General features: G+C 62.7%; 14 protein-coding genes. 6 read left to right on the forward strand and 8 right to left on the reverse strand.

From position 1 onward, the window contains the following. A partial coding sequence (locus GRI47_RS13500; protein ID WP_237452834.1) for a PAS domain-containing protein occupies window positions 1-660 on the reverse strand: 660 nt, incomplete at its 3' end. A gap of 285 nt (window positions 661-945) precedes the next feature. Between GRI47_RS13500 and GRI47_RS13505 the strand changes: the two genes are divergently transcribed. Genes GRI47_RS13505 through GRI47_RS13515 form a run of 3 tightly spaced genes read left to right on the forward strand, consistent with a single transcriptional unit; the run spans window position 946 to window position 3,037 of the window. Beyond that, window positions 946-1,572: an acyl-homoserine-lactone synthase gene (locus GRI47_RS13505; protein ID WP_050775909.1), complete on the forward strand. Its 627-nt coding sequence runs from the start codon at window positions 946-948 to the stop codon at window positions 1,570-1,572. Next, a complete protein-coding gene (locus GRI47_RS13510) occupies window positions 1,569-2,435 on the forward strand; it encodes a phytanoyl-CoA dioxygenase family protein (protein ID WP_160661908.1) in 867 nt (288 codons plus the stop codon). Before GRI47_RS13505 ends, GRI47_RS13510 begins: the two co-directional genes overlap by 4 nt. A gap of 35 nt (window positions 2,436-2,470) precedes the next feature. Beyond that, window positions 2,471-3,037, forward strand: coding sequence for a GntR family transcriptional regulator (locus GRI47_RS13515; RefSeq protein ID WP_230279203.1), 567 nt, complete (start codon window positions 2,471-2,473; stop codon window positions 3,035-3,037). 14 nt (window positions 3,038-3,051) lie between these two features. Here the strand turns inward: GRI47_RS13515 and GRI47_RS13520 are convergent, their stop codons facing one another. From GRI47_RS13520 to lptB, 6 genes are all read right to left on the reverse strand, one after another. Further along, complete coding sequence (locus GRI47_RS13520) at window positions 3,052-4,266, reverse strand: tyrosine-type recombinase/integrase (RefSeq protein WP_160661909.1); 1,215 nt, start codon at window positions 4,264-4,266, stop codon at window positions 3,052-3,054. Between the two features lie 126 nt (window positions 4,267-4,392). After that, the gene (gene trmB, locus GRI47_RS13525) at window positions 4,393-5,094 is read right to left on the reverse strand and encodes a tRNA (guanine(46)-N(7))-methyltransferase TrmB (protein WP_160661910.1); all 702 of its coding nucleotides are present in this window, start codon (window positions 5,092-5,094) and stop codon (window positions 4,393-4,395) included. 20 nt (window positions 5,095-5,114) lie between these two features. Then, window positions 5,115-5,894, reverse strand: coding sequence for a sulfite exporter TauE/SafE family protein (locus tag GRI47_RS13530; protein WP_160661911.1), 780 nt, complete (start codon window positions 5,892-5,894; stop codon window positions 5,115-5,117). Between the two features lie 185 nt (window positions 5,895-6,079). Continuing rightward, window positions 6,080-6,775 (reverse strand): response regulator transcription factor CtrA, encoded by a 696-nt coding sequence (gene ctrA / locus GRI47_RS13535; RefSeq protein WP_067682610.1) that lies wholly within the window; start codon window positions 6,773-6,775, stop codon window positions 6,080-6,082. A gap of 463 nt (window positions 6,776-7,238) precedes the next feature. Further along, window positions 7,239-8,711, reverse strand: coding sequence for an RNA polymerase factor sigma-54 (rpoN, locus tag GRI47_RS13540; protein WP_160661912.1), 1,473 nt, complete (start codon window positions 8,709-8,711; stop codon window positions 7,239-7,241). Window positions 8,712-8,732: 21 nt separating this feature from the next. Beyond that, window positions 8,733-9,536 carry an LPS export ABC transporter ATP-binding protein gene (gene lptB / locus GRI47_RS13545; protein ID WP_160661913.1) on the reverse strand — a complete coding sequence of 268 codons (804 nt, stop codon included), beginning with the start codon at window positions 9,534-9,536 and terminating at the stop codon, window positions 8,733-8,735. 207 nt (window positions 9,537-9,743) lie between these two features. On the opposite strand from lptB, the gene GRI47_RS13550 reads away from it, so the two are divergent. The 3 genes from GRI47_RS13550 (at window position 9,744) to GRI47_RS13560 (ending at window position 12,965) form a co-directional block, all read left to right on the forward strand. Then, on the forward strand, window positions 9,744-10,124 hold the full coding sequence (locus tag GRI47_RS13550) for a hypothetical protein (RefSeq protein ID WP_160661914.1): 381 nt from the start codon (window positions 9,744-9,746) through the stop codon (window positions 10,122-10,124). Between the two features lie 76 nt (window positions 10,125-10,200). Next, entirely contained in the window at window positions 10,201-11,547 is a 1,347-nt protein-coding gene (locus tag GRI47_RS13555; RefSeq protein ID WP_160661915.1) for a TldD/PmbA family protein, read from the forward strand. A gap of 11 nt (window positions 11,548-11,558) precedes the next feature. Continuing rightward, window positions 11,559-12,965: a mechanosensitive ion channel domain-containing protein gene (locus GRI47_RS13560; RefSeq protein ID WP_160661916.1), complete on the forward strand. Its 1,407-nt coding sequence runs from the start codon at window positions 11,559-11,561 to the stop codon at window positions 12,963-12,965. A gap of 10 nt (window positions 12,966-12,975) precedes the next feature. Here the strand turns inward: GRI47_RS13560 and ppa are convergent, their stop codons facing one another. Continuing rightward, the gene (gene ppa / locus GRI47_RS13565) at window positions 12,976-13,512 is read right to left on the reverse strand and encodes an inorganic diphosphatase (protein WP_160661917.1); all 537 of its coding nucleotides are present in this window, start codon (window positions 13,510-13,512) and stop codon (window positions 12,976-12,978) included. Window positions 13,513-13,630: the final 118 nt, after the last annotated feature.

The following is a 13,630-nucleotide window of genomic DNA, read 5'->3' on the forward strand; positions in this document are numbered from 1 at the left end:
TTCGGAAAAGGCAGGATAGGTCTCGAAGATCGTCGCAAGCAGCGTGGCGAGGGTCACTTCTTTGCCCTCGGGCTGGGACTTTTCACTGTGCGGCCGGACGAATTCGTGCGCGCGCCCCAGCGCGGAAATCCGGCCTAGCAAGTCGCGCGACGCTTCGCCGAACGCTTCATTTGCGCGCGCAGTCAGGCTGATCAAACCGGAAACAATCGCGAAGATGTTCTTGATGCGATGGCTGAGCTCCTGGCTCAGGATTTCGTTTTGGAGGGCGGTGCGCTTCTGCTCGTCGATATCCGTGCAAGTGCCGATCCAGCGCTGGATATCACCCTGCTCGTTGAGGATCGGCAGCGCACGACCGATCATCCAGCGATAATCACCGCTGTGATGCCGCAGGCGATATTCAACCTCGTACGGTTCGCCGGTAGCGAGGCTGTGATTCCATTTCTTCCATGAGTCGGCCTGGTCATCCTCATGGAACATCCCGGCCCATCCTTCGCCGTCGGTTGATCCGACAGGGACACCCGTGAATTCATACCAGCGCGCATTGTAATAATCGTGGGAGCCGTCGGGAAGAGTCGACCATACCATCTGCGGCATGGTGTCGGCGAGCGCATGGAAAGCGGCTCCGGCGGATTGCAGCGCATGCTCTTTAGCCAGGGGCAAGACATCCGGCGCCGAAGAGGATTCGCGGCTGCCAAGCTGGAAATTCGTGATGACTTTTGCATTCATAGCCAGCTTGTGACCTTCCCGGGATGAACAGAATCGGACCGATAAGATACCTGTCGTATCTTGATGATTTTCAAACGCTGACGCTCATCGCAAAGGTGGGATGGCCAGTAAACTCTCCCCTGTAGAGCGCCAGATGTGGCCCTCCCCAGTTCTTGGTATGTCGCTGCCTATCCGGATTTGATGAGATGCGAGCAGTCATCAAGTTCACAGGTAATCTTCATGCAGCAAAGCAGCGGTATAAATGGTGCAAACTTGGTCGATCCGGCACTTCGCGCCATGTTCGAGGCGCGCAAGCGCGTGTTCGTGGATCTTCTTGGGTGGGACGTTCCGGTGCTCGACGGGACCTTTGAAATCGACCAGTTCGATACGCCCTCGGCCGCCTATCTCGTCCTCACCGGCGAAAAGTGCGAGCATCGCGCATCGGCCCGGCTCCTGCGTTCTGATGGACCTCATATCTTACGCGATCTCTTTCCGCAGCTGTGCACCGGACCTGTTCCGCAGGATGAGGCATTTCGCGAGATTACCCGATTCTGTATCGATCCCACGTTGCCGCGCGCTGATCGCCGGAGTGTCCGCAACCAGCTCGTCTCCGCACTCGCCGATTTTGCAATATCGGAAGGGATCTCTGGTTATTCGGCGGTCGCCCCAGTGCCCTGGTTCCGTCAGATCGCCCAGTTCGGCTGGCGCTGCCAGCAGCTTGGACCGTGCGTTTCTATCGATGGGCAGCAGCTTGTCGCTCTTCGGATCGACATCGACCAAGATACACGCGCGCAACTCGCCAACGCAGGGATCTACTGCCGCAATCCTAAGCCGGAAGCCTATGGCGGCATGGAGCTGGCAGCATGACTGGGCCGAGGGAGGCGCATTGGCTCGATCAGCTGCAAGAGGATGGCTATTGCATCATTCCGCAGCTTGTCGCCGAGCAACAGATCGCCGCACTCGATGCCGACCTGGAAGGTGCATTTGCGCAGGCGCCCCTCGGCAAGGGAGACTTCTATGGCCATCGGACCAAACGGTTTGGAAGCCTGCTTCGCCGGTCGCAGGTCGCAGGCGATCTAGTCCTGCAGCCGCTAGTCCTATCGCTCGCCCGCGCAATTCTCGGCAGCGCCTGCGACCGGATACAGCTCAATGTCGCCCAGGCGATCGCGATCCATCCCGGCGAGATAGAACAGTTTCCGCATTGCGATCAGGATATGTGGACAGGCCGCAAGGGCGATCACGAATATCTTCTCAACGTCATCTGGCCGCTGACCGAATTTACTCGCCTCAATGGCGCGACACGCATCTACCCCGGGACGCACAGGAAGCCTGTCGACAATCTCGAAAGTCTCGACGATCCCATAGTAGCTGTTTGCAAGCCCGGCGATGCGATCTGCTTTCTCGGCTCCACCGTCCATGGAGCGGGACCAAACCAGACCGAGGATGTCCGCCGCGGTGTCGTAATCGGCTACAGTCTCGGCTGGCTCAAACCCTACGAGAATCTCTGGCTGGCCTATCCACCAGCAGTAGCAAAAGAGTTCTCTCCCGAACTCGCCGAGCTCGCCGGATATGTGCAGCACCGTCCGAACCTGGGTAATTTCGAAGGGCAATGCCCGTCGGTTTTGCTGAGCGACAAGGTGCCCGAATTCCCTCAGGCAACCGATAGTCTGCGCCCCGACCAGAAAGAAGCGGTTCGTGAGTTCGCCAAGACGCGCCGCGGCGGACGATGAGTCCCGCTCACGTCCTCGAGCCTACGTACAGGCGGTTGAAAGATGCATTGCTGGAAGGGCGCTTCCGGGCCGGTACGAAGCTTGAGGCGATGCGACTCGCTGACGATTTCGGAGTGAGCATGACGCCGGTAAGAGACAGCCTGAACCAGCTTGTCGGTGAAGGGCTGGTCGACCTCACGCCCGGCGAAGGATTTCGCGTACCGCTGCTTACCGAACAGGCCTTGCGCGACATTCTGCAAGTCAACGCCCTGCTTTTGGAGCAGGCTCCCGACAACGATCACAAATCACTGACAATCAACGAAGGATCAAACGACACGCGAGGTGCTTATGCCGACCGATTGGCGCGCGCCTTCAGAGACATCGCGGCAAGCTCAGGCAATCGGTTTCGCGTACATTTGGTCGAACGCATTAGCGACAGACTCCATCCGCTACGTGAACTCGAGCCGGTGATTTGGCCTGGCGCGCCGCATGCCCTTGAGCAAATTGAGCGAAAAGCGCAGCAAGGGTTCGATGGCTCAAACCGAGCGGTACGCGCATATCATCAACACATTGAGGATCTGGTACCCGCTCTTGTCGGACGTTTGAACCAGCAGACGCCCTAGCCCTCGCCAATATTTTAGGTCGTCTCCCCACTCTCGGACAGAACCGTCGCGAGGTGGTCATTCCAGGCATCGAGCGCCTGGCGCTTTTCGTCCTTCCAGTCGTGGCGCTGGTAGATGCCGGCGACTCCGGCGCGAGATCCGCCCACATGGTTGAGAACGGCTTCGGTGACTTCAAACCGAACGCCAAGCCGCTGGAAGTTCGTTGCGAGGGTTCGTCGTAGATCATGAAGGCGCCAGGCTTCGAGCGGCTCTTCGCAACGTTCCTCGATCAGGCTGTCGAGCTTCACCTTCCCTTTGGCGTATCCCGTAAAGCCCGCCCCGCTAGCTGTCGCGAAAACACGGCCCTTACGCGGCCACCTCTCGCCGCGAGCCTCCCGGTCGAGCTCGGCGATTGCAAGATCGTTGAGGGGAATGGAGTTAGGTTCTCCGTTCTTGGTTCGAGATCCGGGCAGGGTCCATAATCTTTCGCTGCGACTGAGCTCCTGCCAGTGCATCCCGGAGACTTCTTCACGGCGCTGTCCGGTTACGATCAGAAGCCTGACAATTGGACCAAAGCAGCGATGACATTCCGGCGCCGCATTCCAGATATGGCGGAGTTCGCCATCCTTGAGCCAGCGCTCTCGTGGCTTGACCGGAGGCGGCGTTTCCATGCCCTCCATCGGATTGCGATCGATATCTCCGCGACTGACGGCCCAGCGAAACAGGCGGCGCATAACGGCAAAGACATTTCGCCGGTTTGCCACCTGCTTGGGCGGCATCTGATCGAGAACCGAAACGACGTCGATCTTCGTAATCGCTGGCAGCGCCTTCATTCCGAATGTGGGCTTGAGGTAGAGGCGAATGGATCGCTCCACGAGGCGACGCCATCCCTCGCGTTTGCAGGAGCGAGTGAAGAGGTCAGCGTAATTCGAGAAGGCGAGGTCGACAGCTTCCCGGCGGCGCTGCTTTTCCGCATCAACCGGATCAATGCCCTGCGCAACAATCACCAACAATCGCTCAGCTTCCAAGCGTGCAGTAGTCGGTGTCCAAGGCGATCCATGTGATCCGATCGTGAAACGACGGGTCTTCGCTTCTCGTCCGCCCATTCGGAACTGGATTATGTAACTGATTGATCCAGCAGTTGTAATCTTGACGCCAAAGCCCTTGAGATCGGTGTCCCAAAGATAGTTTTCCTTTGGTCCAACCGGGAGCGAATCGACCGCGCGCTTGCTGATTTTTCCTGTTGCCATGCGATACCTCGTGGCCTTTTCTGGCAATCACCGGGTAATCACGCAAGCGGAAAAAGGGGCGAATTGGAGGCAATTCTGGCGTAAGTGTTTTGCGCTAAGTCGTTGTTTTTACAACATCAGCGTAGTCTAGCGTCGCCTGAATCGAAAGTACCAGACTTCGTGGCCCATCTGTTCGCGGGCCTTTTTCTCGTAGCGTGTCTGGCACCAGCCCGAGGGGCGGTTTTCCCAGCTCGCACGATCCTCGACCAGCCATTCGAACGCATCGGTAAAGCGGCGCATCACCATCAGCGCGTGGCGTAGATAGATCGGATGATCCGTCCCGAAGCGGAATTCCCCGCCGGGCTTCAGCTTGTCCGCGATCATCCGCACCGGGCCATCATTCATCATCCGGCGCTTGGCGTGCTTGGCCTTGGGCCAGGGATCGGGGTGGAGGAGATAGGCCATGGTCAGTGCCCCATCGGGCACGCGCGCCAGCGCCTGAAGCGCATCGCCATGCACCAGGCGGATATTGCCGAGCCGCTCTTCCTCGATCTGCGCGAGGCACTGCGCGACACCGTTCACATAGGGCTCGGCCCCGATGAAACCGTGATCGGGCAGCAGGTCGGCGCGATAGGCGAGATGCTCGCCGCCGCCGAAGCCGATCTCGAAATGAAGGGGACGCGAATCGCCGAACAGGCGCTCCGCCGTCACCGGGCCTTCGTCCGGCACCGCGATCTGTGGCAGCAGATTGTCAACCAGCCCCTGTTGGTGGGCGCGCAGCGGCTTGCCGATGGATCGGCCGTAAAGCCGGTTCAGCGTGGTGGGATCGCCTTCTTTGTGTGCCGTCATGGCCGCGCGCCCTAGCCTGTTCAGGTCAGCGCGGTCCACACCCCATAGAGGCTCGTCGCGGTCAACACGAAACCGACCAGGACCAGCATCAGTTTCGGGCTGAAATGCTTGGCCGCCAGCGCCCCGAACGGCGCGGCGATCACGCCGCCGATCAGCAGGCCTGCGGTCGCGCCGGCCAGATCGGCAATGCCGAGATGGAAGATGAAGGTCGCCGAGATCGCGATCGTCAGGAAGAATTCGACTGAATTGACCGTGCCGACCACCTTGCGCGGTTCCGCCCCCTGGATCAGCAGATTGCTGGTGACCACCGGCCCCCAGCCGCCGCCGCCCGCCGCATCGAGGAAGCCGCCGACAAGGCCGAGGGGCGCGACATGCTTCGCCTCGCGCTTGGTGGGCGGATAGACGATGCCGCGCACCAGCAGATAAATCCCGATCCCCGCCAGATAGAGCAGTACGAAGGGCTTGATCGTCGCCGCGTCGATCGAACTGAGGAGATAGGCACCCGTGACGCCGCCGATCACGCCCGGGATCAGCAGGCGGAAGAACAATTTCTTGTCGATATTCCCGTTCAGCAGATGGCTGATCCCCGAGGTGGCGGTGGTGAAGCATTCGACCACGTGAACCCTCTGGGAGGCCATGGCGGGCGGTACGCCCATCACGCCAACCAGCAGCGTGTTGGTGATGACCCCGAACGCCATGCCCAGCGCGCCGTCGATCATCTGCGCTGCGAAACCGATCAGGATGAAGGGGAGGAGGCCGGCCCAGTCGTAACTGAACAGGTCGAAACCGAACACTTCCATGCGCGCGTATCTTTCGGCGAGGGGAAGCCGCCAGATACGCCGCGCCGCGAGATCGGACTACGGGGAAAAACTTGGGAGCCGCTAAAGAAAAACGCCCGGTGACAGGCACCGGGCGTCTCTCGCGTCCAAGCGAAGGAATCTGGTGGTCTGGCCGACCGCAAGCGTGGCCGGAACCGGGAAGACGATCAGGCGGCTTCCTGCGCCTCGTCGGGATCGCGCAGCACGTAGCCGCGGCCCCAGACGGTTTCGATATAGTTTTCGCCCCCGCAGGCGTGGCTGAGCTTCTTGCGCAGCTTGCAGATGAAGACGTCGATGATCTTGAGTTCGGGTTCGTCCATGCCGCCATAAAGGTGGTTGAGGAACATTTCCTTGGTCAGCGTGGTGCCCTTGCGAAGCGAGAGCAGCTCCAGCATCGCATATTCCTTGCCGGTCAGATGCACGCGGGCGCCATCGACCTCGACCGTCTTGGCGTCGAGATTGACGGCAAGCTTGCCGGTGCGGATGACCGATTGCGAATGGCCCTTGGACCGGCGGACGACGGCGTGGATGCGCGCCACCAGCTCTTCGCGGTGGAAGGGCTTGGTCACGTAATCGTCGGCGCCGAAGCCGAAGCTGCGGATCTTGGAATCCATTTCCGAAATGCCCGACAGGATCAGCACCGGCGTCTGCACCTTGGCGACGCGCAGCTTCTTGAGCACGTCATACCCATGCATGTCGGGCAGGTTCAGATCGAGCAGGATGATGTCGTAATCATACAGCTTGCCCAGATCGAGGCCCTCTTCGCCCAGATCGGTCGAATAGACGTTGAAGCCTTCGGTGGTGAGCATGAGCTCGATCGCCTTGGCGGTGGTCGGTTCATCTTCGATCAGCAAAACGCGCATGGGTGTTCCCCTCTAGCCCGAGGATGACATGCTTTCAGCCAGACCGAAAGCCGTGTGCCCCGAATGGATCAAGTGCGTGGCGATGCGCCGCACCGGATCCTGCCTTATTAACCACGCATCTTCTGAACGGAAAAGGTTAACGGCGGGTAAAGGGCGTTAACCTTTTTGAGTGTGATGTTTTGGTCGGAGAAGTTTGGGCATGACGGCGCGGGTTTGAGTCCTTGTGTTTCGAGCCCGCCTCCGCGGGCTCGTCCTCGGCGCTGTTCCTTTCGCTGCGCTACGGGGCACCTGCGGGGCGGCCGCGTGGCCTTGCGGTCCGCTGGTCGCGGACCGGACCATTCCCGGCCTTAAGGCTTGGTGGCGGAGCTCGGACCGGAACGGTCCGCAAGGGCGACCGCCCGCCCGCAGCGCCGAAGGCGCGAGGATATCGCGCGCCGGAGGCGTGCGGACAACAAAAACTCCTTCACAAACCTTGCAGTTTCTTGGCCCGGCGGCGTTGGGCGCTGGATCCGATGCCGATCGCCTCGCGATATTTGGCGACCGTCCGCCGCGCGAGATCGAAGCCTTCGGCGTTCAGCAGATCGACCAGTTTCTGGTCCGAATGGACCTTCTTCGAATCTTCCGAATCGATGAGCGCCTTGATGCGGGCCTTGATCGCTTCGGAACTCGCGCCTTCCCCGTCGGCCGCGCCGACGCCGCTCGAAAAGAAATATTTCAGCTCGAACGTACCGCGCGGACAGGACAGGTATTTGTTGCTCGTCACCCGGCTGACGGTGCTTTCGTGCATGGCGATGCTTTCGGCCACCTCGCGCAAGGTCAGCGGCTTCATCGCGGAAACGCCCTGACGGAAGAATCCGTCCTGGCGTTTGACGATATCGGCGGCGGTCTTGAGGATGGTCTTCTGCCGCTGGTCGAGTGCGCGGATCAGCCAGTCGGCCTCGCTCAGCTGCTCGTTGAGCCAGGACAGTGCCTTCTTGTCGCGCGCGCCGCCCTTCAGTTCGACATAGTATTCGCGGTTCACGACGAGGCGGGGCAGGCTCGCTTCGTTGATGCGGATCGTCCAGCCGCCCGTGCCGTCCGGCGCGACCAGCACGTCCGGCACGATCCCGGTTTCGGTGGTGCCGCCGAAGCGCAGGCCCGGCTTGGGATCGTATTCGCGCAACTCGCCGAGCATGTCGGCGAAATCCTCGTCATCGACCTGGCAGAGCCGTTTCAGCCGCGCGACCTCGCCCTGTGCGACCAGTTCGAGATTGTCGATCAGGCGCGCCATGCACGGATCGTAGCGGTCCGCCTCGCGCGCCTGGAGGGCGAGACATTCGGCGAGATCGCGCGCGCCGACGCCCGTCGGGTCGAGCCGCTGGACGAGATCCAGCCCGCGCTCCACCTCCGCCAGCGGCACGCCGAGATCCTCCGCGATCTCGCGCAGATCGGTGACGAGATAGCCCGCCTCGTCCAACTCGCCGACCAGCCTGAGGGCGATCAGCGCTTCGCGGGCGTCGCGCGCTTCGCCGCCGATCTGCGCTTCGAGATGTTCGGTCAGGCTCGGCCCGTCGGACGAGCGGTTTTCGAGATCGGGCACGCCGTCCTCGCCCAGCGCTCCCCCGCCGGACCCGGCCTTGCCCCAGTCGCCGATATCGGCGGGACCGGCTTCGGGATCGACCGCATGGCTCTCGATATCGAGCGCTTCGGACCCGTCGGGGCCGGGATCGCTCTCATGCTCGGAGGGTGCGGCCCCTTCATCCCCCCCACTCTGGTCGGCACCCTTCTCGTGGCGAACCTCGCCGATATCGAGCAGCGGGTTCGATTCCAGCGCCTCGCCGACAAAGGCTTCTATTTCGAGATTGGACAGCGCCAGCAGCTTGATCGCCTGCTGCAATTGCGGCGTCATCACCAGCGACTGGGTCTGCCTGAGATCGAGGCGGGGGCTCAACGCCATGGGATTATCCGGTCGGCGGGATCACAGCGTGAAATTCTCGCCCAGATAGAGCCGCTTGACGTTCTCATCCGCGACCAGGTCCTGCGGCGTGCCCGCGAACAGGACCTGGCCGCCATAGATGATGCAGGCGCGATCCACGATCTCCAGCGTCTCGCGCACATTGTGATCGGTGATGAGGACGCCGATACCGCGCGTCTTCAGATCCTTCACGAGGTCGCGGATGTCGCTGATCGACAGCGGGTCGATCCCGGCGAAGGGTTCGTCGAGCAGCATGATCGACGGTTTGGCCGCCAGCGCGCGAGCGATTTCCGCGCGCCGCCGTTCCCCGCCCGACAGCGCCATGGCGGGGCTGGTCCTGAGGCGCGTGAGGCCGAATTCGTCGAGCAGCCGGTCCAGTTCCGCCGCGCGCGTCGCCGGATCGGGCTCGACCATTTCGAGGACGCAGCGGATGTTCTGTTCCACTGTCATCCCGCGAAAGATACTGGTTTCCTGCGGCAGATAGCCGAGACCCAGGATCGCGCGGCGATACATGGGCAGCTTGGTCACATCCTCCCCATCCATCAGGATGCGGCCCGCATCGGGGCGGACGAGGCCCATGATCGAATAGAAGCAGGTGGTCTTGCCCGCGCCGTTGGGGCCGAGCAGGCCGAGCACCTCGCCCTTGCCGACGGTGAGCGAAATGTCGCTCAGCACGCTGCGCTTGTCGTAGCTCTTGGCGATCGAGATGACCTCTAGCCCGCCTTGCGGGATCGGCGGGGCGGCATCGGCCACGGCCTCTTCGGCCAGTTCCTCGCGTTGCAAATCGCTTGCTGCACTGTCGCTCATGCGTTTCGCCTTAGATGCACAGGGCACGACTGAAAACCCCGCCGGTCCGATCTGAAGGGCATTTGGCAGGAAACCTGCATGGGTGTTTCGGAAGAATGAGCGGGCAATTTCCTGTCCGGCGAATACGGCGAAAAGGGCGTAAACTTGCCATTCCCCTTTGTTTCTGAAATATTTCGAGTCGGGACAGAGGATGAAGGGGAGAGCGCTATGGGTAAGGCGATCGACGACAGGGCCTATCGCCACGCGAATGCGGTGGCGCATCGGCCGAGGGCGAAGGACTGGCGCAAGAGCATGAGCGACAATGTCGCGCTCGCGCTGATCGTCTACACCGCGCTGCAGATTTTCGTGACCACCAAGGCGTTGAGCGAGGGAATGCCCTCGATCCTGCCCTACCTCCTGCTGGTGCTGCTGGTGGGGGCGATCATTCCCGCCTGCCGCTGGTTCGAGAAGCGCTGGAAGGATCTCGACGACGCTCACGCCGCCGATCCGGCCCTGACAGGCGATTTCCGCCGCGATCAGGCGATGCTGTGGTCGCTCGCGATCGGCCTTCCCTTCGCGATAACATACGGGTTCAAGGCGATCGTCTGACCACAGGGGCGCGGTTGCGCCGTCGGTTCCACCACCCTAACCGGACCCTATTGGCGTGGTCCGGAGTTGAGCGTGCATGATCGATAGCGATACGGCGCTGAGCCGCTGCGAGGACCTGATCGCGATGGCGCGCCGGATGGGCGCCGACGCAGCCGATGCCGTCATGCGCGCCGATGCGTCCGAAGGGGTCGAGATACGGCTGGGCAAGCTGGAATCGGTCGATCGGTCGGAAAGCGAATCGATCGGGTTGCGGGTTTTTATGGGCCAGCGATCCGCCTCTATCCATACCAGCGATTTCAGCCCCGAGGCCTTCGAGGCCCTGGCGGAACGTGCCCTCGCAATGGCGAGGATCGCACCGGAGGACCCCTATGCCGGTCTCGCGCCGCAGGACCGTCTGTTCTCCGGCGAAATGCCCGATCTCGACCTTTTCGACGCGCGCGAATGTCCTCCCGAACAGCTGCGCGAGCGCGCGCTGGAGGCGGAGGATGCGGCGCGTTCCGTCCCCGGCGTCACCAATTCCAATGGCGGCGGTGCGAGCCGTTCGCACAGCGTCGTCGCTCTCGCGACATCGACTGGGTTCGCGCGGGGGTACGAGGGGAGCGGCCATGCGATCTCGGCCAGTGTCGTCGCGGGCGAGGGCGGACGGATGCAGACCGACAGCCATTTCAGAAGCGCGCGCCATGCGGCGGACCTGCCCGATCCCACCGAGATCGGAGCCGAAGCGGGCCGACGCGCGGTGGCGCGGCTCGATCCGGGCACGGTCAGGAGCGGCAGGATACCGGTCGTCTTCGACCCGCGCGTCGGTGGCAGCCTGGTCGGCCACATCCTCTCCGCGATGAGCGGGTCCGCAGTGGCGCGCAAGGCGAGCTTCCTGATCGGCCATGAAGACGAGGAGCTGTTCGCGCCCGCAATTCGCATCCTAGAAGATCCGCTGCTTGTACGCGGACCACGCTCTCGCCCCTTCGATGGGGAGGGGCTGGAATGCACCCCGCGCGCGCTGGTCGAGAACGGGCGCATCTTCGGCTGGATGACGAACCGCGCGTCCGCCCGGCAGCTCGATCGCCCCATGACCGGCCATGCCGCGCGTGGCGGCGGCGGCGCTCCCGGCGTCTCGCCGAGCAATGTCTATATGGAAGCGGGCGCCGTGAGCCCCGCCGATCTGATGGCCGATATTTCGGAAGGGCTCTACGTCACCCATCTGTTCGGACAGGGCGTCAATCTCGTCACCGGCGATTACAGCCGCGGCGCGTCGGGCTTTCGCATCGTGAACGGCGAAATCGCCGGGCCGGTGGCCGAAATCACCGTCGCGGGCAATCTGCTCGACATGATCCGCGCGCTCGTCCCGGCGGATGATCTGGAGCGTTTCCGGGCGCTGGACGTACCCACGGTCAGGGTCGACGGCATGACCGTGGCCGGATCGTGAGGAGAATGGCGATGAAGCGCGGCATATTCACTCTGCTGGCGGCGATATCTGCCGCTCTCGCCTGCGCTCCCGTGGCCGCCATGCTGCCCGCTGCGCCCGAGACCCCGCAAGAGACCGCGAGCCCGACGCCCCAGCAGACCATCGACGATACCCAGGAAGCGGGTTCGGACGCGCGCATCGCCGATCGCATTCGCGGCATTTTCGGCGAACTGCCCGCCTTCGCGAATGTCACGGTCGAGGTGCAGCAGGGCGTGGTCTCGCTTCAGGGCACGGTTCCCACGCAGGACGACGTCGCGCGCGCCGAGACCATTGTCGGACGGATCGCGGGCGTGGTCACTGTCGAGAATGCGATCGAGCGCGACGTGTCGGTCGGCAGCGCGGGCGGGCTCGGCAATCTTCAGAGCCAGATCGACGATTTTCTGGCCCTGCTGCCGCTAATGGGGCTTGCGATCGTCGTCGCGCTGGTCATCGGCGGGATCGGCTATCTCATCGCCGGGCTGACCGGGGTCTGGCACCGGCTCGCGCCCAATTCCTTCCTTGCCGAACTGATCGCTTCGGCCATCCGCTTCGCCTTCGTGGTGGGCGGCGTGGTCGTGGCACTCGACATGATCGGGGCGAGCGCCCTGTTGGGCGCGGTGCTGGGCGGGGCGGGCGTGATCGGCATCGCGCTGGGCTTCGCGATGCGCGACACGATCGAGAACTACGTCGCCTCGCTGATGTTGAGCCTGCGCCAGCCGTTTCGCGCCAATGATCTGGTCTTGATCGACGATCTCGAGGGGAGGGTTATCCGCCTCACCAGCCGCGCGACGATCCTGATGACTTTGGAAGGCAATCACTTGCGCATTCCCAATGCGCAGGTGTTCAAGGCGGTGATCACCAATTTCACCACCAATCCCCAGCGCCGCTTCCAATTCGACCTCGGCGTCGATGCGGACGACGATGCGCAGGCGGCGCGCAAATTGGGGCGGGAGACTCTGGGTGCCCTCGACTTCGTGCTCGACGATCCGCCCGCCGAGGCGCGCATCATCGAGGTCGGCGATTCCAATGTCGTGATCCGCTTCCTCGCCTGGATCGACCAGCGCGAGGCGGATTGGTGGAAGGCGCAGAGCCGAGCGATTCCCGCGGTGAAGACGGCGCTGGAAGAGGCGGGCTTCGGCCTCCCCGAACCGATCTACCGCCTGCGCTTCGACCCGCGCAGCGCCTCGCTACCCTTCGAGAATATCGCCGAACGAGAAGGTGAAGCGCCAGCCGAGGCGTCCGCTCCCGAACCCAGGCGCGTGCGCCAGATCACCGTCACCGAAGCGGACGAGGATGTGCGCCCGGTGAGCGAGATTTCGGAAATGGTTGAAGAGGAACGCCGGGCGGGCGGCAGCGGGCAGGAAAAGGACCTGCTCGACCACTCGCGCCCGGTGGAATGACCCTCGGGGCCTAGCCCTTCGCCTGCTTCTCGCGCTCGATCGATTCGAGGATGATGCGCTTGGCTTCCGCCGCATCGCCCCAATTGCCGATCCGCACCCACTTCTCCTTCTCGAGATCCTTGTAGTGGGTGAAGAAGTGTTCGATCTGCGCGAAGATGATGCTCGGCAGATCCTTGGTTTCGGCGACATCCGAATAATAGGGGAAGGTCGTGTCGATCGGCACGCAGACCAGCTTTTCATCGCCGCCATGCTCGTCTTCGAGATTGAGCACGCCGATCGGGCGGGCGCGCACCACGCAGCCCGGAATGAAGGGGCTGCGGCTGATAACCAGAGCGTCGAGCGGGTCGCCATCGGGCGACAGGGTATGCGGCACGAAGCCGTAATTGGCCGGATAGCGCATCGGCGTGTGGAGGATGCGGTCGACGAACAGCGCGCCGCTTTCCTTGTCGAATTCATACTTCACCGGCTCGCCCCCGGTGGGGACTTCGATGATGACGTTGAGGCTTTCGGGCGGATTGTCGCCGGTCGGGATCAGGTCGATGCGCATGGGTTTGCCGATACCTTTTGAATGGGGGCGCTTGCCGGGCCGGTTCGCGCGAGAGGTCGCGCGCGCCCATACGGCGTGACCCGTGCGGCTGCAAGCCACCCGGACCCTTTGCGGGTCC

The organism is Qipengyuania pelagi, assembly GCF_009827295.1.
Lineage (GTDB): Bacteria > Pseudomonadota > Alphaproteobacteria > Sphingomonadales > Sphingomonadaceae > Qipengyuania > Qipengyuania pelagi.